General features: G+C 60.8%; 19 protein-coding genes. 9 read left to right on the top strand and 10 right to left on the bottom strand.

The window, feature by feature from the left end; all coding sequences use genetic code 11:
* The first annotated feature begins 179 nt into the window (after window positions 1-179).
* Window positions 180-1,256 carry a 3-deoxy-7-phosphoheptulonate synthase gene (locus FHK92_RS15780; protein ID WP_030141868.1) on the top strand — a complete coding sequence of 359 codons (1,077 nt, stop codon included), beginning with the start codon at window positions 180-182 and terminating at the stop codon, window positions 1,254-1,256.
* Between the two features lie 161 nt (window positions 1,257-1,417).
* Here the strand turns inward: FHK92_RS15780 and FHK92_RS15775 are convergent, their stop codons facing one another.
* Window positions 1,418-1,699, bottom strand: coding sequence for a GNAT family N-acetyltransferase (locus tag FHK92_RS15775; protein ID WP_030141867.1), 282 nt, complete (start codon window positions 1,697-1,699; stop codon window positions 1,418-1,420).
* 636 nt (window positions 1,700-2,335) lie between these two features.
* Here FHK92_RS15775 and oprI point away from each other — a divergent pair.
* Complete coding sequence (gene oprI / locus FHK92_RS15770; protein ID WP_011335311.1) at window positions 2,336-2,587, top strand: outer membrane lipoprotei OprI; 252 nt, start codon at window positions 2,336-2,338, stop codon at window positions 2,585-2,587.
* A gap of 123 nt (window positions 2,588-2,710) precedes the next feature.
* On the opposite strand, the gene FHK92_RS15765 is transcribed toward oprI, so the two are convergent.
* From FHK92_RS15765 to FHK92_RS15755, 3 genes are all read right to left on the bottom strand, one after another.
* A complete protein-coding gene (locus FHK92_RS15765; RefSeq protein ID WP_030141866.1) occupies window positions 2,711-3,682 on the bottom strand; it encodes a L,D-transpeptidase family protein in 972 nt (323 codons plus the stop codon).
* Window positions 3,683-3,924: 242 nt separating this feature from the next.
* Window positions 3,925-4,218, bottom strand: a complete 294-nt coding sequence (locus tag FHK92_RS15760; RefSeq protein ID WP_003199347.1) for a hypothetical protein — start codon at window positions 4,216-4,218, stop codon at window positions 3,925-3,927.
* Between the two features lie 56 nt (window positions 4,219-4,274).
* Window positions 4,275-4,880 carry an arylesterase gene (locus FHK92_RS15755; RefSeq protein WP_181288881.1) on the bottom strand — a complete coding sequence of 202 codons (606 nt, stop codon included), beginning with the start codon at window positions 4,878-4,880 and terminating at the stop codon, window positions 4,275-4,277.
* Between the two features lie 10 nt (window positions 4,881-4,890).
* Between FHK92_RS15755 and FHK92_RS15750 the strand changes: the two genes are divergently transcribed.
* Genes FHK92_RS15750 through greB form a run of 3 tightly spaced genes read left to right on the top strand, consistent with a single transcriptional unit; the run spans window position 4,891 to window position 8,610 of the window.
* Window positions 4,891-5,574 (top strand): ABC transporter ATP-binding protein, encoded by a 684-nt coding sequence (locus tag FHK92_RS15750; RefSeq protein WP_030141863.1) that lies wholly within the window; start codon window positions 4,891-4,893, stop codon window positions 5,572-5,574.
* A complete protein-coding gene (locus tag FHK92_RS15745; RefSeq protein WP_181288880.1) occupies window positions 5,574-8,078 on the top strand; it encodes an ABC transporter permease in 2,505 nt (834 codons plus the stop codon). Before FHK92_RS15750 ends, FHK92_RS15745 begins: the two co-directional genes overlap by 1 nt.
* Window positions 8,079-8,112: 34 nt before the next feature.
* The gene (greB, locus tag FHK92_RS15740; protein ID WP_181288879.1) at window positions 8,113-8,610 is read left to right on the top strand and encodes a transcription elongation factor GreB; all 498 of its coding nucleotides are present in this window, start codon (window positions 8,113-8,115) and stop codon (window positions 8,608-8,610) included.
* A gap of 11 nt (window positions 8,611-8,621) precedes the next feature.
* Here the strand turns inward: greB and FHK92_RS15735 are convergent, their stop codons facing one another.
* The 3 genes from FHK92_RS15735 to FHK92_RS15725 all read right to left on the bottom strand — a co-directional run bounded on the left by FHK92_RS15735 (window position 8,622) and on the right by FHK92_RS15725 (window position 11,136).
* The gene (locus tag FHK92_RS15735; protein ID WP_181288878.1) at window positions 8,622-8,930 is read right to left on the bottom strand and encodes a class I SAM-dependent methyltransferase; all 309 of its coding nucleotides are present in this window, start codon (window positions 8,928-8,930) and stop codon (window positions 8,622-8,624) included.
* Between the two features lie 250 nt (window positions 8,931-9,180).
* The gene (locus FHK92_RS15730) at window positions 9,181-9,615 is read right to left on the bottom strand and encodes a DoxX family protein (RefSeq protein ID WP_181288877.1); all 435 of its coding nucleotides are present in this window, start codon (window positions 9,613-9,615) and stop codon (window positions 9,181-9,183) included.
* A 99-nt stretch (window positions 9,616-9,714) separates the two neighbouring features.
* Entirely contained in the window at window positions 9,715-11,136 is a 1,422-nt protein-coding gene (locus tag FHK92_RS15725) for an MltF family protein (protein WP_181288876.1), read from the bottom strand.
* Window positions 11,137-11,372: 236 nt separating this feature from the next.
* Here FHK92_RS15725 and FHK92_RS15720 point away from each other — a divergent pair, with 236 nt between their 5' ends.
* The 3 genes from FHK92_RS15720 (at window position 11,373) to FHK92_RS15710 (ending at window position 14,345) form a co-directional block, all read left to right on the top strand.
* Window positions 11,373-12,182, top strand: a complete 810-nt coding sequence (locus tag FHK92_RS15720) for a TatD family hydrolase (RefSeq protein ID WP_181288875.1) — start codon at window positions 11,373-11,375, stop codon at window positions 12,180-12,182.
* A 197-nt stretch (window positions 12,183-12,379) separates the two neighbouring features.
* Window positions 12,380-13,597, top strand: coding sequence for a methyl-accepting chemotaxis protein (locus tag FHK92_RS15715; protein ID WP_181288874.1), 1,218 nt, complete (start codon window positions 12,380-12,382; stop codon window positions 13,595-13,597).
* 385 nt (window positions 13,598-13,982) lie between these two features.
* On the top strand, window positions 13,983-14,345 hold the full coding sequence (locus FHK92_RS15710) for an Mpo1-like protein (protein ID WP_181288873.1): 363 nt from the start codon (window positions 13,983-13,985) through the stop codon (window positions 14,343-14,345).
* 12 nt (window positions 14,346-14,357) lie between these two features.
* Here the strand turns inward: FHK92_RS15710 and FHK92_RS15705 are convergent, their stop codons facing one another.
* From FHK92_RS15705 to FHK92_RS15695, 3 genes are all read right to left on the bottom strand, one after another.
* Window positions 14,358-15,155 carry an acyl-CoA thioesterase gene (locus FHK92_RS15705; RefSeq protein WP_181288872.1) on the bottom strand — a complete coding sequence of 266 codons (798 nt, stop codon included), beginning with the start codon at window positions 15,153-15,155 and terminating at the stop codon, window positions 14,358-14,360.
* A 260-nt stretch (window positions 15,156-15,415) separates the two neighbouring features.
* Window positions 15,416-16,177 (bottom strand): CHAD domain-containing protein, encoded by a 762-nt coding sequence (locus tag FHK92_RS15700; RefSeq protein ID WP_181288871.1) that lies wholly within the window; start codon window positions 16,175-16,177, stop codon window positions 15,416-15,418.
* A 108-nt stretch (window positions 16,178-16,285) separates the two neighbouring features.
* On the bottom strand, window positions 16,286-16,576 hold the full coding sequence (locus tag FHK92_RS15695) for a hypothetical protein (protein WP_030141851.1): 291 nt from the start codon (window positions 16,574-16,576) through the stop codon (window positions 16,286-16,288).
* Window positions 16,577-16,784: 208 nt separating this feature from the next.
* On the opposite strand from FHK92_RS15695, the gene FHK92_RS15690 reads away from it, so the two are divergent.
* On the top strand, window positions 16,785-17,822 hold the full coding sequence (locus tag FHK92_RS15690) for a patatin-like phospholipase family protein (RefSeq protein WP_181288870.1): 1,038 nt from the start codon (window positions 16,785-16,787) through the stop codon (window positions 17,820-17,822).
* Window positions 17,823-17,847 lie beyond the last annotated feature (25 nt).

The following is a 17,847-nucleotide window of genomic DNA, read 5'->3' as shown; positions in this document are numbered from 1 at the left end:
CATTACAGCCAGCCTTCGGGCTCGATGGCCAGACAAATAGGGGATTAAACCCATGCCTGCCCATTGTCGAGCCACCTCCTAACGCGCTAAGGTTCGGCTCCCCGACGCGCTTAAATCCGCTGTGCACCGCCGCGCGGGGATCGCTGGCGGCCGGCACCCGTGACCTGACGAGTAACACGATGGCTGATTTACCGATCAACGACCTTAACGTCGCCTCCAACGAGACCCTCATCACGCCTGACCAGCTCAAGCGCGACATTCCCTTGAGCGACGCTGCCCTGCGCACCGTGACCAAGGGCCGGGAAGTCATCCGCAACATCCTCGACGGCACCGACCATCGCCTGTTCGTGGTCATCGGGCCTTGCTCGATCCATGACATCAAGGCTGCCCACGAATATGCCGAGCGCTTGAAAGTGCTCGCCGCGGAAGTCTCCGACACCCTGTACCTGGTGATGCGGGTGTATTTCGAGAAACCTCGGACGACCGTGGGTTGGAAAGGCCTGATCAACGACCCGTACCTGGACGACTCCTTCAAGATCCAGGACGGCCTGCACATCGGCCGTCAGCTGTTGCTGGACCTGGCCGAAATGGGCCTGCCCACCGCCACCGAAGCGCTGGACCCGATCTCCCCGCAATATCTGCAGGACCTGATCAGCTGGTCGGCCATCGGCGCGCGCACCACCGAATCCCAGACTCACCGCGAAATGGCCTCCGGCCTGTCGTCGGCCGTCGGCTTCAAGAATGGCACTGACGGCGGCCTCACTGTCGCCATCAACGCCTTGCAGTCGGTTTCCAGCCCCCACCGTTTCCTGGGTATCAACCAGGAAGGCGGCGTGTCGATCGTGACCACCAAGGGCAACGCCTATGGCCACGTCGTGCTGCGCGGTGGCAATGGCAAGCCGAACTACGACTCGGTCAGCGTCGCGCTATGCGAACAGGCGCTGAACAAAGCGAAGATCAAGCCGAACATCATGGTCGATTGCAGCCACGCCAACTCCAACAAGGACCCGGCGCTGCAACCGCTGGTAATGGAAAACGTCGCCAACCAGATCCTGGAAGGCAACCAGTCGATCATCGGCCTGATGGTGGAAAGTCATCTGAACTGGGGCTGCCAGGCGATTCCGAAAGACCTCGCTGATTTGCAGTATGGCGTCTCCATCACCGATGCCTGCATCGATTGGAGCGCGACCGAGAAGACCTTGCGCGGCATGCATGCCAAGCTCAAGGATGTATTGCCTAAGCGTCAGCGTGGCTGAAAAGATCGCAGCCTCGTTGCACTCGGCAGCTCCTGCATAGCTCATACACTTTGGAGCGGGGGATGTAGGAGCTGGCGAAGCGTGCGATCTTTTGCTTCCTTCAGACACAAAAAAACGCCGGGCTTTGCAGTCCGGCGTTTTTTATTGGGGAATCCGTTTTCTCAGAGTTTCGCCGCGTGGCGCTGGTGGCGCTCCATGTAGCGCTCTACATAGGAGCAGGACGGGATCACCGTATAGCCCATTTCTTCAGCGAACCGCAGCGCTTCTTCGGTCAATTTCGCCGCTATCCCCCTGCCACGCAACGCGTTGGGCACGAAGGTGCGATAGATGTCCAAGGTCTGCTTGCCCAGGTCCATATAGGTCAGATAGGCACGATGACCGTCCACAATGGTCTCGAACTGATGACCAGCCTGGTCATGGTGGATGGAAACCGCCTCGCTCATCACTACTCCTCGCGGGTCTGAATGCCGACCCCTACCTTACCGATGTTTTTCCGGCGAAGGAACATCTACGCCACCCCGTGCCAATCCGGTCACCGAGGGCAAAAAACCAGCCGCCCAAACCTGAGCACGTCGTGAATAGTAGGCACCAATGACGCAAATGCTCAAGATACGCCTGTCACTGAAGTGGTAAACCTCGACGGGTTTATCGGTTGAGCTGCACTTTCAAGCGCTAGTCGGTCCAGACGCTATAGCTGAACATCGCCAGTTGTTGAGTCTTGAGACGAGCGCCCGCAGTTAAAGTCACCGCCATAAGCAATAAAAGATGCCTGGTGGGCTGCACAAAAAATGAACAAAAGTCTAGGAGAATCAATAAGCAGCGACTTTTAGCGCCTTCGGTTGAGTTGACAGGTCCGCGGAACTTTTTTTCAGCGGCACGCTCCATTCCCACGGTTGAGGCTGTGTATTTTTTAAACAACCAACAGAAAAGTTGCCTGAAAAAGAATCACCGCCTACAATTTTTTTGCTTCTTGCGCTACGTCAGTTTACTTACTACAAGTAATGAGTAGTATGTACGCCGGCTAACTCCTCACTCTGGGGAGACAGTCACTAAATAGAAAGTCCTTGAAGGGGAACACGATGAACAACGTTCTGAAATTCTCTGCTCTGGCCTTGGCCGCAGTTCTGGCTACCGGTTGCAGCAGCGCATCGAAAGAAACCGAAGCACGTCTGACTGCCACCGAAGACGCAGCAGCTCGCGCCCAAGCTCGTGCAGACGAAGCCTACCGTAAAGCTGATGAAGCTCTGGCTGCTGCTCAAAAAGCACAACAGACTGCTGACGAAGCTAACGAGCGTGCTCTGCGCATGCTGGAAAAAGCTAGCCGCAAGTAATAGTCCTTCGGGATTGTTATCGAGCCGACCCACTAGTGGGTCGGCTTTTTTATTGCCCGGTATTCTCCAGGCGATAAAAAACCCGCCGACATCGTGGATGTGGGCGGGTTGTCGTAGAGGGGCTTATTGGGTCAGATCGACCGGCGCGCTCGATACCATCGGTGCAGAAGTATTCGGAACGGCAACCTCTACCGGTAGGCCGTCTTCGGCAGCCACAACGTCACGCACCACGTCCCAGTTCATGCGCAAGTTGCTGGTGATGTCTTCACGCTTGAGCATCGCGTTGATGACCGCGGTGTGCTTGTCCACCACGGACGGGTTGCCCTTGTCGTCCAACGGTGTATGGGCTTCCAGGTAAACCTTGCCGCCGCTTACGCCCAACTTGTACGGGTCGTTGATGATTCGCACCGAAGTACCCACCGGCACCATGCTCGCCATTTCCAATACATTGTTGTTGAACATCCGGAAGCAGCCGTGGCTGGTACGCATGCCGATACCGAACTTCTTGTTCGAACCATGGATCAGGTAACCCGGGGTGCCCAGGGTGAACTTGAACGGGCCCAGCGGGTTGTCGGGGCCGGCCGGTACGACATTCGGCAGCGGATCGCCATCGGCGGCGTGTTCAGCCTTGATCGAAGCTGGAGGGGTCCAGGTCGGGTTCGGCGTCTTGGCGATAATGCTGGTGTGGGCGATAGGCGAGCCCCAGCCTTCACGGCCGATCCCCAGCGGGAAGGTGTAGACCACGTTCCGCCCCTTTGGGAAATAGTAAAGACGGTATTCGGCGAGGTTGATCACGATTCCTTCGCGCGGGCCCGGCGGCAGAATGAAACGGGTCGGCAGGACGATTTCAGTGCCTGCGCCCGGCAACCACGGATCGACGCCGGGGTTGGCCGCGACCATCTCGCTGTAGCCCAGGTCATAGGTGGTACCCAGGTCGGCGAAGGTATCTTCGTATTTGGCCTTGATGACCTGCACCTGGCCGACGATGTCTTCACCCGGCGGTGGCAGAGGCAGCTCCAGGGCGGCAACGGGACCAGCCATACACAGGGCGGCAAGAGACAGGCAGCGGGCGACGGCAGGCAAACGCGGCAACATCCGGGAAATCCTTCGCAGATCGAACAGAGGGTGTGGAAGCGGCGATTGTACACTGCCACCCGTTATTTCGGGGAGAGCGGCGCTGAAGCGCCCGATGCGCAGCATCTTTCAGACGAGAACAGGCCCGTGTGGGAGCGAGCCTGCTCGCGAAAGCGGCGGATCAGCTTGTATCGATGCCGTATGTGCAGGCGCCTTCGCGAGCAGGCTCGCTCCCACACAGGTCATGTTCAGAGCCTTGCGGATCACAACTCGAACCGCAACTCAGGCCAGATCGGCGACGTCCCGCGTTTCTGGGATTCCAGGATTGCTCGGCACAGCGAGCACAGGCGATGATCCTGGAAAATCTTGCGATCGACGCTCGACCAGCGCGGCTGGGCCGGCAGCAGGCTGCCACACAGGGTCCGGTCGGCCGAACCGCCAAGCTCCAACTGCCGGGTCACCAAGTGCACCCGTACTTCCTGACAGGCGAACAGATCCAACTGCTCGTCGGGCTCGATCAGTTGGTAGGCAAACAGGGACCAGGCTGGACGCGGCATCGGGGGCTCCAAATCGGGGGCGCCACATTAGCCGAAACACCGCCTGTAGAAAAGCGTCAAAGCAGCGGTTTCAGCGTCGGCCAGACATTTTCCAGCAACTTGCCCTGGGCCGCGACGGACGGGTGCAATCCGTCGCCTTGCATCATCCCGGGTACACCCCCGACTTCCTTGAGAAAAAACGGCACCAGCGGCACGTTTTTCTCCTCTGCCAACGTGCTGTAGACCCGCGCGAAAGCATCGGTATAGCGGCGTCCATAATTGGGGGGCAGTTGCATCCCCAGCAAAAGCACTTTCGCACCACTGGCGCGGGAGCTGTCGATCATCGCTGCAAGGTTTTGTTGCAATTGTGTTGGCGGTTGTCCACGCAAGCCATCGTTGCCTCCCAGTTCCAGGATGACCAGCTCCGGCTTATGGGCTGAAAGCAGCGCCGGCAGCCGCGCCAGCCCTCCTGCGCTGGTATCGCCACTGATCGATGCATTGATCACTTTATCGTCGAAACCCTCGGTCTTGAGCCGTTGTTCGAGCAACGACACCCAGCCTTGCCGGGTATCCAGGCCGAAAGCCGCGCTGATACTATCGCCAACGATCAGGACTGTACCCGCCGCTGCGTTCTGGGCCATGCACATCAAGGCCAGGCCGGCACTCAAAAACCACACTCGCATCGGATTCTCCATGGGCTCAAGCATTCTCACCGCGACGGACCTTAGCAAAGTGGTTCCCAGCGCGGAAGGTGAACTGACCATCCTGCACGAACTCAGCCTGGAACTGAACAAAGGCGACAGCCTCGCCATTGTCGGCGCGTCCGGTTCCGGCAAATCCACCCTCCTCGGCCTGCTCGCCGGCCTCGACCTGCCCAGCGGCGGTGAAGTCACCCTTGCCGGCCAAGCCCTCAGTACACTGGATGAAGATCAACGGGCCCGCGTGCGCGCCGAACACGTCGGCTTCGTCTTCCAATCGTTCCAGTTGCTCGACAGCCTCAACGCGCTGGAGAACGTCATGCTGCCGCTGGAGCTGGACGGCCGAAAGGACGCCCGCGAGCGCGCCACGCAATTGCTGCAACGGGTGGGGCTTGGCCAGCGGCTGACCCATTCGCCACGCCAGCTCTCCGGCGGTGAACAGCAGCGCGTCGCGATTGCCCGTGCGTTTGCCGCCGAACCCGACGTGCTGTTTGCCGACGAACCCACCGGCAACCTCGACAGCCATACCGGCGAACGCATCAGCGATCTGCTGTTCGAGCTGAACAAGGAACGCGGCACCACCCTGGTGCTGGTCACCCACGACGAACGCCTGGCCCATCGCTGCCGGCGCCTGATCCGACTTGAAGCCGGCCAGATGGTCGCGCCCCTGGAGCCTTGATGGCACGCTTGCCCCTGTTGCGCCTGTTCAGTCTTGCCATCCGCCAGTTGCTGCGCGATGCCCGCGCCGGTGAGCTGCGCGTGCTGTTCTTTGCCCTGTTGGTGGCCGTGGCGGCGAGCACCGCCATCGGTTATTTCGGCGCCCGGCTCAACGGCGCGATGATGATGCGCGCCACCGAATTTCTCGGCGCCGACCTTTTGCTCGAAGGCAGTTCCCCTGCCCGCCCGGAACAGATCCGCAGCGGCACCGACCTGGGCCTGGAACATGCTCGTGTGGTCGAGTTTTCCAGCGTGGTCGCCACCGACAACGGCATCCAGCTGTCCAGCGTCAAGGCAGCCGATGACATCTACCCCTTGCGTGGCGAGCTGAAAAGCGCCCCGGCCCCTTTCGCCCCGGAAGAAACCGGTGGACGACCGGCCCCGGGGGAAGCCTGGGTAGAAGCACGCCTGTTGACGGCACTGGACCTGAAGATTGGCGACAGCATTGATGTCGGCAACAAGACACTGCGCCTGAGCCGGGTGCTGACCTATGAACCGGATCGCGCCGGTAATTTCTACAGCCTGACGCCTCGGGTCATGATCAACCTGCAGGACCTGGATGCCACAGGCGTGGTGCAACCGGGTAGCCGAGTCAGCTATCGCGACCTGTGGCGCGGTCCGGCGCCAGCGCTGCAAACCTATCGCGACCTGGTCAAGCCGGGCCTGGAACCCAACCAGCGCCTGCAAGACGCCCGGGATGGCAACCGACAGATTGGCGGCGCCCTCGGCAAGGCCGAGCGCTACCTGAACATGGCCAGCCTGGTGGCGGTGTTGCTGTCCGGCGTCGCCGTCGCCCTCTCGGCCAACCGCTTCGCCACCCGCCGCTTCGATGCGAGTGCGCTGTTGCGCTGCCTGGGCCTGTCCCGCCGCGAAACCATGGTGTTGTTCAGCCTGCAACTGGCAATGCTGGGCCTGTTGGCGAGCATCAGCGGCGCGCTGCTTGGCTGGATCGCCCAGTTGGGGTTGTTCGCCTTGCTGCATGACCTGTTGCCCACCACGGTGCCGCCGGGCGGAATGTTGCCGGCCATTGCCGGCATCGGCACCGGGCTTGTGGCCTTGGCGGGGTTCGCCTTGCCCCCACTCGCCGCCCTGGGTCGGGTACCACCGCTGCGCGTATTGCGACGGGACATGCTGCCGATACCGTCCAGCAGTTGGGTCGTTTATGGCGCCGCATTGGGCGCGCTGGGGCTGATCATGTGGCGCCTGAGCCTGGACCTCGTGCTCACCTTCGCCTTGCTCGGTGGTGGCGTGATTGCTGCGCTGGTGCTCGGCGGCCTGCTATTGCTGGCGTTGCAAAGCCTGCGCAGGATGCTGGCCCGTGCCTCGCTGCCCTGGCGGCTGGGACTCGGCCAACTGCTGCGTCATCCCCTGGCGGCTGCCGGCCAAGCGCTGGCGTTCGGCCTGATCCTGCTGTCCATGGCCTTGATTGCGCTGCTGCGCGGCGAGTTGCTGGACACCTGGCAAAACCAGCTGCCGAAAAACGCGCCGAACTATTTCGCCCTGAACATCCTGCCCAACGACAAGCAGGCGTTCACCGACAAACTGATCGCTCTGTCGGCGCAGTCGGCCCCTCTCTATCCCGTGGTACCCGGGCGCCTGATCAGCATCAATGGCGAGCCGGCCACGGAGTTTGTCACCAAGGACTCGGCAGGTGACCGGGCACTGCAGCGAGACCTGAGCCTGACCTGGGCTGAGGACTTGCCGGCGGGCAACGTCGTGACCGCAGGGACCTGGTGGTCGCAGCAACCTGCCGACGATATCCCGGGGGTTTCGGTCGAAGGCAAGGTTGCCGAAAACCTCAAGATCAAGTTGGGCGACCGCCTGGTGTTCAGCGTTGGCGGCGTCAATCGGGAGGCGAAGGTCACCAGCTTGCGGGAGATCAACTGGGACAACTTCCAGCCGAACTTCTTCATGATCTTCCAGCCCGGTACCTTGAAGGATCTGCCGGCCACCTATCTCACCAGTTTTTACCTGGCTCCCGGTCACGATCAACAGATCGTCGACCTGTCCCGGGCCTTTCCGGCGGTAACGATCCTGCAAGTCGAAGCGCTGCTGGAACAGCTGCGCAGTATCCTGGCCCAAGTGACGCTGGCCGTGGAGTATGTATTGCTGTTTGTGCTGGCGGCGGGGATGGCCGTGCTGTTCTCGGGTTTGCAGGCAACCCTCGACGAAAGGATCCGGCAAGGCGCATTGCTACGTGCGCTGGGCGCCGAGCGGCCGCTGCTGACCAAGGCCCGGCGTATCGAGTTCGGATTGCTGGGTGCGGTCAGCGGCTTGCTGGCCGCCTTGGGCTCGGAACTGGTGAGCCTGGTCCTCTACCGATATGCCCTCGACTTGCCTTGGCACCCACACCCGTGGCTGCTGGTGCTGCCGTTGGTGGGTGCATTGCTGATCGGTGGCGCAGGTGTATTCGGTACCCGTCGAGCGCTCAACGCCAGCCCGCTGACAGTGTTGCGCGAGGGTTGATAGACTTCGGGCCTCGTCATCACAAGAAGCTGCCATGAGTCGCTATCGCCCTCCCCGCACCGCTGGCACCGCGCTGATCACCCCCGAGGGTGAAGCGCGGATGCGCGCCGAACTTCATGAACTCTGGCACGTACGTCGTCCCCAGGTGACTCAGTCCGTCAGCGAAGCGGCAGCCCAGGGCGATCGCTCGGAGAACGCCGAGTACACCTACGGCAAAAAAATGCTCCGGGAAATCGACAGTCGCGTGCGTTTCCTCACCAAACGCCTCGAAGCGCTGAAAGTCGTCAGTGAAAAGCCCAGTGACCCAAACAAGGTTTATTTCGGCGCCTGGGTCACTGTGGAGGACGAGGATGGCAACGAATCGCGCTATCGCATCGTCGGGCCCGATGAACTGGATTTGAAACAGAACCTGATCAGCATCGACTCGCCGCTGGCACGGGCCCTGATTGGCAAGGCCCTGGACGCCGAAGTCAGGGTCCAGGCACCGACGGGAGAAAAGCTGCTCTACATCGTGGACATCAGTTACCCCTAGGCCGACTCCCTTCAACGGCGGGTGATCAGTCCCTGCCGGGCCACACGAGTCAGTTGCCGGATCATTTCAGGGGCATCCGTCTTGGTCGGCGACTGGATGACCGCCAGATCGAAGCTGTCGTTGGCGAAACGCGCCAGGGATTCGCCGTCCTCGACAAACTGGATGAGGAAAGCCGCCGGGCCATGGCTACGCCGCGGCCAGCCGTCGAGATAACGCAACAGCGTTGGCTGGTGAGTACCGCCGAGGAGAATTTTTGGATTGCGTCGGACAAGATTCGCCGTGATTGGCGCAAGACGTACAAGGGGGCTGGGTGTGTTCATCGTGTCGTGTCTCTGCCTCAAAAGTCTGCATGGCAGGTGAGAGGCAACACCGAACCAGCGCTTTAGCGGTATTTCGAAGCCGTGTTTCCTGGCTTCTATCGGCAACTGGATAAGTCACCTGGCGCCCCGCAAGTAGCTGTTTAAATCGGCGCATGAGCGGCATCCTAGAGAAGCCAAGCGGGCAGTGTCAAGAATCGCCGCTCACAAAAAAGGCCCGTACTGGACGGGCCTCGATGATTCAAGCAAGCGATCAGCCAGCGATGGAGCGATCCACGGACAGCTTGCCTGCGCCTTCGATCAGCACCGCGACACTGCCCGCCAGCAAGGCCAAGGCAAACTCGTAACCGTTGTTGGCCATGAACAGGCCATTACCGATGTGCACGGAGAAGATCGCGACCACCGACAAGATCGCCAGCCCCAGCGCCGCCGGGCGCACCAACAGACCGATGATCAAGGCCAGCCCGGCAAAGAACTCAGTGCCGCCAGCCAAGGTTGCCATCAGGTAACCTGGAGCCAGGCCAATGCTTTCCATCCATTGCGCCGTCCCTGCCAGACCATATCCGCCAAACAGACCGAACAGCTTTTGCGAACCGTGGGCAGCGAAGATGATCCCAACGACGATGCGCAAAACAGTCAGGCCGTAGCCAGCACGGGAGGACAGTACTTTATTGATGAGAGTGCTCATGGATGCATTCCTTGGTGTGTATGTGGTTGGACGCCATATTAATCAAATAATCTTATCGGAATAGCGCAAAATATCCGCTATAACAATCAGTTTATTTGATTACTTCCGTAAAACCACCTCTCGTTCCTGGGACTCCAGCGACTCTCGCTCCCGGTCAAACGCCAGATAGTATTTATTCACACTATTAACGTAGCTGACGGCGCCCATTCCCACCTGCTCCATGGCGATTCGCTCGACTTGGAAAAACCACTGGTCAGGATTCAGGCCTCGCCGCCGTGCCTCGGCACGCATGCCTTGCACGCGCTCGGGGCCCATGTTGTAGGCGGCGAGGACAAACGCCATCCGCTCGCGCTCGTTGAGCTTGGAGCTGGCGAAGAATTTGCGGCGGATCATGGCCAAGTACTTGGCGCCGGCCTGCACATTGGCGTCCAGGTCCTGGATGTTATCGACCCCAACACGTTGGGCCGCGGACGGCGTGATCTGCATCAGGCCCGTTGGGGCGCCACCGCTGCGCGCCTTGGGTTGCAGGGCTGATTCCTTGAACGCCAGGGCCGCCAGGTTGAGCCAGTCCATGCCTTGGGCCTGGGCGTGCTTTTGCAGGACCGGACGCAGTTTTTCCAGGCGCTGGCGATCGGCCCGGGCCAGCGGATAGTGGACCTGATACAAGCGGCGGTAGATGCGCAGAAATGCAGCATCTTCATTGGAGGGGACTTTATAGGTTGCCAGGAACCGGTCGATGCTCGCTCGCAACATCGCGGCGTCGCGGCGAACGAACCAATACTCGTCACTTGGCTCGCCGATGACCACTTGGCGATCAAAGCGCAGCTTAGGGAGGATCTTGCCCCAGCGTTCGGCGATCGGCTGCTCGACGATGGTCAGGTGGAAAATTCCGCCCTGGACCATTTCCAGCACATCCTCCACTGCCAGCGTGGGATCGACCCATTCGATCTTCACCGCAGGCAACTTCAGCAACGCCAGCTTCTGGTTGATCTGGCTGACCGCGTCACCCGCCGCGCTGCCGTTGGGCAAGGCCAGGGTCTTGCCAGACAATTGTTCGACGCGGGTATAACGCTTCTCGCCCTTGATGCCCACCAGCAGCAGGGGCACATCGGTGCGGATCGGATCACTGGCGCTGACCGCATGGCCCGCTTGTGGCTCAAGCAATTCGCCGGGGGCGACCAGGTCGCCTTCCCCACGCTGCAAGGCACCGAGCAACTGATCCTTGGCCTTGGGAATGATCTTGAGGGTAATTTCCTGGCCATCCCGGGCATGGCCATTGAGGTATTGCTCGAAAGCACGCAACCGATGATATTCGACGCCGATGGGTTGGCCCTGGACTTCGCCGGAACTGTTGCGGCTCTGATTGACCAATACTCTCAATACCCGGCTGCTGCGAATTTGCGCCAGGTCGCGCGCCGTCCCCGGCGCAACGGCCTGCACCGGCCCAGGCAGCCGGGCGTCGGCCGGCATCGGCAACAGCAGCGAACAACACAACAGTAGCAACACCTGGGGACGTGTCATCCACTCTCCGGAACGATACTGGCGAGCCGATTGCCTCGGAAAAGCGAGACTGGGTCGACAGAAGCAGAGCACCTTGGGGCCTGAAAAGTGCGAAAGACTGGCACAGCGATGGCGTTTGCACCACCCCGACCTGTCTCGTGGCCTCAACAGACAGCTCCAACTTGTTGTAGTTCTTGGCTTTTCTTGTATATCCACAGCTCTGATATGCTTTCCGCCCTTTGGGCCGAGGTAGCACCATGCAACTCATCGATATCGGCGTCAACCTGACCAACCCCAGTTTTGCCGACAAACACCAGGCGGTGCTTGAGCGCGCGTATGAAGCCGGGGTCTGTCAATTGGTGCTGACCGGCACCAGCATCGAGGGCAGCGAACAGGCGCTCGAACTGTGCCATCACCTCGATGAAGACGGGCAACGACTGTTTTCCACCGCCGGTATCCATCCCCACAGCGCCAGCGACTGGACGGCCGACAGTGCCCGGCACCTGAAGGATCTGCTCAAGCAGGACCGCGTCCGCGCGGTGGGCGAATGCGGATTGGACTTCAACCGTGATTTTTCTCCGCGCCCCCAGCAGGAAAAAGTCCTGGAGGAGCACCTTGCCCTGGCCGTCGAGTTGCAATTGCCAGTCTTCCTTCATGAGCGCGACGCCGACCAGCGCCTGCTGGAAATCCTCCGGGATTTCCGTGACCGATTGCCCGCCGCGGTGGTGCATTGCTTTACCGGCGAGAAAAAAGCGCTGTTCAGCTACCTCGACCTGGATCTGCACATCGGTATCACCGGATGGATCTGCGATGAGCGCCGGGGCACGCATTTGCACCCCTTGGTGCGCGAGATTCCCCGCGGCCGGCTGATGCTCGAAAGCGATGCTCCGTATTTGCTGCCACGCACCCTGCGGCCCAAACCGAAGAACGGTCGCAACGAACCGGCCTACCTGACGGAGGTGTTGCGCGAAGTGGCCTTGCACCGAGGCGAAACCCACGAAGACCTGGCGGCCCACAGCACGGCCTGCGCCCGGGCGTTTTTTGGGTTGCCGACCCTCTCCAATTGAATGGAGGGTCCCTTGTGGGAGCGAGCTTGCTCGCGATGGCGGTGCATCAGTTGCATGCATGTGACTGACCTACCGCTATCGCGAGCAAGCTCGCTCCCACAAGGGTTCGTTGACCCACATCAAAAGCCGGTCCTCTGAATAGCAGCAAAATAATGGCACCTTGCCAAAACTGTTTCCGCTATCAGAGAAGACCTTCCATGGGTGCCTGGCTTAGCAATATTTCGCTGAAATACAAATTCTGGGCGGTCAACGCCGTCGCCTTCGCCACCACGTTGCTGTTGGTGCTCTATGCCATGCACCTTGAACAGCAGGTCCGAGGCGTGAGCCTGGGCCAGGTCTTTGGCGAGCGCTTCGGCCAATACGCCATGGCCGTGTTCGTGCTGATGCTGGCGATGCTCGGCGCGTCGCAATTGCTGATCCGCTTTCTGCTCAGCCAGCTCAACACCTTGAAAGACGTAATGCTGCACGTAGAGAAAACCGGTGACCTGTCTGCCCGCGTGCCGTTGGCCTGCAAGGACGAAGTGGGCCAGATGGCCGCTGCGTTCAATGCAATGCAGGCCGGTTATCAACGTGTGGTCGATACCGTTGCCAGCACCGCGCGGCAACTGGACAGTGGCGCGGCGCGACTGGCGTCGAGCATGAACGAAGTGCGTCATGGCATGCTCGGCCAGCAGAGCGAAACCGATCAGGCCGCCACGGCGATCAACGAGATGTCCGCCACGGTTTACCACATCGCCCAGCACGCCGGCGCCACCCGCGACCTGTCGAAAACCACCGACACCTTGGCCGGAAATGGCCGCGAAGTGGTCAGCCGCGTACAGCAATCGATCACTGGGCTGTCGACCGGCGTCCAGCAAACCGCCGAAATGATCCAGCGCCTTGCCGAAGACAGCCAGAAGATCAACGGCGTGGTCAGTGTGATCCATAGCATCGCCGAGCAAACCAACCTGCTGGCGCTCAATGCAGCCATCGAAGCCGCACGTGCCGGCGAGATGGGACGGGGCTTTGCGGTGGTGGCCGACGAGGTACGCAACCTGGCCAAGCGGGTCCAGGCCTCGACGGATGAGATCACTACCATGGTCTCGGCCCTGCAGGCGGGAACCCGCGACGCGGTGGATTTTATGCAGGAAAGTTCGCACAAGGCCGACGACTGCGTGCAACAGGCATGCGAGGCCGGCGACGCCTTGGCGCAGATCACCGAGGCGGTGGCGCAGATGCGCGAGAGCAACACCCAGATCGCCGTCGCGGCCGAACAGCAGAGCCATGTCGCCGAAGAAATGAACCGGGCGGTGGTGAGCATTCGCGACGTGACCGAAAACACTGTGCGCCAGACCGTGGAGTCGGCGGCCACCAGTCACGAGCTGGCGACGTTGGCGGGTGAATTGAACAAAGCGATCGGGCAGCTCAAGCTTTAAACCTCGATGAACCTCCTGTGGCTTGAATACCCTTGTGGCTGAACACCCTTGTGGCTGTGAATATTCTTGTGACTGTGAATATTCTTGTGACTGTGAATATTCTTGTGGCGAGGGAGCTTGCTCCCGCTGGGCTGCGCAGCAGCCCCTTGAGGCCTCTCTAATCATCCCCGGCAGGCTGGGCCGGCAGTTTTTGGGTCCGCTTCGCGGCCCAGCGGGAGCAAGCTCCCTCGCCACAAGGGCAGGTCACATAACCAGAGCAACCTTCACCACAAAAGCCCTTATGGCTATGGCCACTATCGCCACGATAGCCAACCGCGATTCGCCGCCCTGCCCGGCCCGACCTATCCTTGAGTTATTCGGTTTCACGGACTCAAGGAATAGCATCATGGGCAAACGTCACCCCAACCTCCCGGCCTGGCAATGGCGCGCCTACCCTGAAAATCATCGGCACCCGACCAACCTGGTCTTGCACCTGATTGCGGTGCCGCTGTTCATCGTTGCGTTTCTGCTGATCGTGTCGGGGGTGTTCAGCCTGAGCCTGGGCGATGTCGCCATCGGTGTAATCGGCGTACTCGCCGCGCTCGGCTTGCAACGCCACGGCCATAGCCTGGAAACGCAGGCTTCCGAGCCGTTCAGTGATCGCAAAGACGCGGCATCGCGCCTGCTCGTGGAGCAATTCCTGACCTTTCCCCGGTTCTTCCTCAGCGGCGGATGGTGGCGCGCCTGGCGCGATCGCCACCGTCACTGAAGGACCGCCTGATCAGCCGAAAATCGTCACTGTCTGCCGGCTCATGGCGATCAACCGGCCATCCGCGCTCCAGAATTTCGCCGCGACATGGCCATAGCCGTCCTGGGCATGTTCGATCTCGGCGAGATACTGGCACCAATCCAATGTCGAGAGTTCCAGCAATGGCTGGACGAATTCGATAGTCCAGGTAAGCGTGCTGCCCGGCGCCATCTGGGTGAGGTGTGGCAGCAGCGCCGGCGGCCAGGCGTCCACCAATGCCAGGATGTGACCTTCGTCCAACGGCTCTTCCTTGACATCCCCGCGCAAGCGCACCCAGCCTCCCATGCTGCGGGATTTGTTGCCGGTGAACGGCAGTCCGCCAACGCTCCAACGCATCGCCAGGTGACGCATGAACTCCGGGGTTCCGCCCTTGATGTAAGGCAATTCCTGGCACTGCTCGACATCCTTGAATTCAGGCGCGGGGTCGGCCTGCACCGCCACGACGGAAGATCGCGACGCGCCGAAGCTGCCTTGCACCACCGTCACGACTTGACCGTTCTGTACGGCACGGCCCAACACCTGGCTGACGGCCTTGCCTTCGCGCAACACGTCGACTTGAAAACTGACGGGCACGTCGGGCTCGACCGGGCCGACGAACGTGATCGCCAGCGAACGCACCGGGCGATCAGCCGGGACGCATGCACGCATCGCGTCGTATTGCAGCGCCGCGACCAAGCCACCAAAACTGGCACGCCCCTGGCCCCATTCAGGCGGGATTACCACGGCGTCTGGCTGATTGCGCACGGCATCGATCAAATCGGAAAAGCGCATGTCGACCTCGGAAACAGGAAAAAAGATGAAGGGATCTTAACCAGCCCGGACGGGCAGTACAGCGCTCATTCCGGCCAAAGAGACTGACAGAAAAGCCGCGGGCCACGAATCCACCGCTAATATCCTGTGGGAGCGGGCTTGCTCCGGGCGGCGATCCGACGATCGCGGTGTATCAGCCTGGACATTGATTGACTGATATTCCGCCATCGCGAGCAAGCTCGCTCCCACACAGGCTCGCTCCCACAGGGGAAAGAGTGACGTCAGGATTTATCGAAGCAACTGGCAATCAGTTTATCCAGCACCCGATCGGACTTGGCCTCGGCTTTTTCCATGGTGATTTTCCAGACCGGTACACAGGGCTTCAGGTCGGTTTCCTGATCGGCCCGCGCCAGCCACTGCCAGCAATCGTGCCAATCGCCCAATGCGCCCTGGGCGGATTTGAGCCTTGGCATGGCCGCTTCCGGCAAGCGATCGAGTTCAGGGTAGGCTTCGATGGCGTAGCGCACGCGCTTGATCAACAGGCGTAGGCGATGACGATCATGGGCCGGATCACGCAAGGCCTCGCCGAGTGTTTTCCATTGCTTGTCGAGGCGTTTTTCGATGCGTTTGCGCAGCCCGTCGAGCAAGCCCTGGCGCTGGGCTGCACGGATGAAGCGAGGGAACGCGTCGAGAATCATCAACAGCTGCGCCAGCTCAGGGCTGCCGGCCACGGCGGGATACGCCTCGGCCATTTGCACCTGGCGCCGCTGCGCCGCCTCGGTCTTGCCGTGCTTCTCGAGATAGGCCGCCAGCACCTCACGGTCGCGCAAGGGCGTGGTCAGGGTACCGACTGCCGACGCGGCCGCTTCCAACTGCTCGACGCCGGGCAATCCGCGCAACGGACGAAGCAGGCTGCGCAACCGACGGACCGTGGTCCGCAGGTCATGCAATGCTTCACTGTCGGTTTGGGCATTCAAGCGGGCCTGGCAGGCCAGCAGGCGGACTTCCAGGCCCAGTATCCGGGCCATCAGCCGATCGATCATGGGAGCTTACTCCGTGCGCAGCGTCGAGTTGCAAGCTTCAAGCTTCAAGTAAGAAGCGACGTGGATTGCCTCTTGCCGCTTGAAGCTTAAAGCTTGCAACTGCCTTTATCATCTTCCTGCGCGGGATTCACGAATGTAGAAGCGGGCCTTCTCGGCTTTTTTGGTGCAGCCTTCATACGCTTCGAATTGCTGCTGGGTCTTGGCACCGGTCAGCAACGACAGGGCCTTGGAGTAGCTGACGGTACCGGCGAATCCTTCGGCCTTGGCCAGGTCAAGTTCTCGCCATGCACTGTCGAGCTGGCTGCCGCAACTGTCGCGGTAGGCGGTCTTGCCGGCGCAACCGGCCAAGGCCAGAACCATCAGGGATGCCATCAGGGGCAGGCAGATCCGGGCTTTCATCGATAACACCTCAAGTCAGGTAAACAGTCGTGCTGGTATGACGGCTTTGCCGATAAAAAGTGCCTCGGCTCGACCGGTATATTCAAGTGTGGACGAGAATACGCAAATGCCGTCGTGGCGTGTCAAAAAACGACGTCCAAGCCACAACGATTTGAGCCGGGCCGTCGATCAGTGCATTGTTGACGTCTGTTCGACGAGAGGCCTGCTCATGACAAAACGTGTCGCATTGGTATTGGGCTCGGGCGGCGCCCGGGGCTACGCCCATATCGGAGTGATCGAGGAGATCGAACGGCGCGGCTACGACATTGCCTGTATCGCCGGCTGTTCGATGGGCGCTGTCGTGGGCGGAATCTACGCCGCCGGCAAGCTCGAGGAATACCGCAACTGGATCGAAAGCCTCGACTACCTGGACGTGTTGCGGTTGGTGGACGTCAGTTTTCGTCTGGGGGCGATTCGTGGTGAGAAGGTGTTCGGACAGATCCGCAAGATCGTCGGTGAACTCAATATCGAAGACCTGCGCATTCCCTATACGGCAGTCGCCACCGACCTGACCAACCAGCAGGAAATCTGGTTCCAGGAAGGTTGCCTGCACCAGGCGATGCGCGCCTCGGCGGCCATTCCCAGCCTCTTCACACCGGTCATGCAGGGCAACCGCATGCTGGTGGACGGCGGTCTCCTCAATCCGTTGCCGATCGTGCCGGTGGTGTCGAGCCATTGCGACTTGATCATCGCGGTCAACCTCAACGCCACCAACCAGAAACAATACAGCCTGCCTGTGATCCAGCGCCCCGCGGCGTTCCGGCGTCGCTTCGATACTTTGGTCAGTTCCCTGGGTTCACGGCTGCCGTTTCGCCGCAAACAGGCCGAGCAGTTGCTGCTGTTGGAACAGGAAGCGCTGAAGGCCGAAGCGGCCGATATCAATCCGTGGATCGACTCCGCCGAGCCCGAAGGCCAGCAGCCTGCCGCCGCGCCGGAAACCGAAGGCGCACCGAGATCCGCCACCGGCTCGTTCATCATCGACAACGTCGGGCCGGCGTCCTTGCTGGACTTGATCAACCAGAGTTTCGAGGTGATGCAGACGTCGTTGGCCCAGTACAAGATCGCCGGTTATCCGCCGGATGTGCTGATCAACGTGCCGAAGCGAGTGTGCCGGTTCTTCGAGTTCTACAAGGCGCCCGAGCTGATCGCCCTGGGTCGGGAGATTGCCCGGGATACGCTGGATCGGTATGAGAGTGAGCAGAGCTGAAGGACCGCGAAATCTCCGTGGCGAG

It is taken from the genome of Pseudomonas brassicacearum subsp. neoaurantiaca (assembly GCF_013608025.1).
In the GTDB taxonomy this organism is placed as follows: domain Bacteria; phylum Pseudomonadota; class Gammaproteobacteria; order Pseudomonadales; family Pseudomonadaceae; genus Aquipseudomonas.
Note: the sequence above shows the minus strand (reverse complement) of the source record. Positions and strands in the feature narration are given on the sequence as shown.

What these genes read in the sequence shown, in the direction of transcription:
- FHK92_RS15780 (WP_030141868.1), top strand. Translation starts at nt 180, where the DNA reads ATGGCTGATTTACCGATCAACGACCTTAACGTCGCCTCCAACGAGACC.
- FHK92_RS15775 (WP_030141867.1), bottom strand. Translation starts at nt 1,699, where the DNA reads ATGAGCGAGGCGGTTTCCATCCACCATGACCAGGCTGGTCATCAGTTC.
- oprI (WP_011335311.1), top strand. Translation starts at nt 2,336, where the DNA reads ATGAACAACGTTCTGAAATTCTCTGCTCTGGCCTTGGCCGCAGTTCTG.
- FHK92_RS15765 (WP_030141866.1), bottom strand. Translation starts at nt 3,682, where the DNA reads ATGTTGCCGCGTTTGCCTGCCGTCGCCCGCTGCCTGTCTCTTGCCGCC.
- FHK92_RS15760 (WP_003199347.1), bottom strand. Translation starts at nt 4,218, where the DNA reads ATGCCGCGTCCAGCCTGGTCCCTGTTTGCCTACCAACTGATCGAGCCC.
- FHK92_RS15755 (WP_181288881.1), bottom strand. Translation starts at nt 4,880, where the DNA reads ATGCGAGTGTGGTTTTTGAGTGCCGGCCTGGCCTTGATGTGCATGGCC.
- FHK92_RS15750 (WP_030141863.1), top strand. Translation starts at nt 4,891, where the DNA reads ATGGGCTCAAGCATTCTCACCGCGACGGACCTTAGCAAAGTGGTTCCC.
- FHK92_RS15745 (WP_181288880.1), top strand. Translation starts at nt 5,574, where the DNA reads ATGGCACGCTTGCCCCTGTTGCGCCTGTTCAGTCTTGCCATCCGCCAG.
- greB (WP_181288879.1), top strand. Translation starts at nt 8,113, where the DNA reads ATGAGTCGCTATCGCCCTCCCCGCACCGCTGGCACCGCGCTGATCACC.
- FHK92_RS15735 (WP_181288878.1), bottom strand. Translation starts at nt 8,930, where the DNA reads ATGAACACACCCAGCCCCCTTGTACGTCTTGCGCCAATCACGGCGAAT.
- FHK92_RS15730 (WP_181288877.1), bottom strand. Translation starts at nt 9,615, where the DNA reads ATGAGCACTCTCATCAATAAAGTACTGTCCTCCCGTGCTGGCTACGGC.
- FHK92_RS15725 (WP_181288876.1), bottom strand. Translation starts at nt 11,136, where the DNA reads ATGACACGTCCCCAGGTGTTGCTACTGTTGTGTTGTTCGCTGCTGTTG.
- FHK92_RS15720 (WP_181288875.1), top strand. Translation starts at nt 11,373, where the DNA reads ATGCAACTCATCGATATCGGCGTCAACCTGACCAACCCCAGTTTTGCC.
- FHK92_RS15715 (WP_181288874.1), top strand. Translation starts at nt 12,380, where the DNA reads ATGGGTGCCTGGCTTAGCAATATTTCGCTGAAATACAAATTCTGGGCG.
- FHK92_RS15710 (WP_181288873.1), top strand. Translation starts at nt 13,983, where the DNA reads ATGGGCAAACGTCACCCCAACCTCCCGGCCTGGCAATGGCGCGCCTAC.
- FHK92_RS15705 (WP_181288872.1), bottom strand. Translation starts at nt 15,155, where the DNA reads ATGCGCTTTTCCGATTTGATCGATGCCGTGCGCAATCAGCCAGACGCC.
- FHK92_RS15700 (WP_181288871.1), bottom strand. Translation starts at nt 16,177, where the DNA reads ATGATCGATCGGCTGATGGCCCGGATACTGGGCCTGGAAGTCCGCCTG.
- FHK92_RS15695 (WP_030141851.1), bottom strand. Translation starts at nt 16,576, where the DNA reads ATGAAAGCCCGGATCTGCCTGCCCCTGATGGCATCCCTGATGGTTCTG.
- FHK92_RS15690 (WP_181288870.1), top strand. Translation starts at nt 16,785, where the DNA reads ATGACAAAACGTGTCGCATTGGTATTGGGCTCGGGCGGCGCCCGGGGC.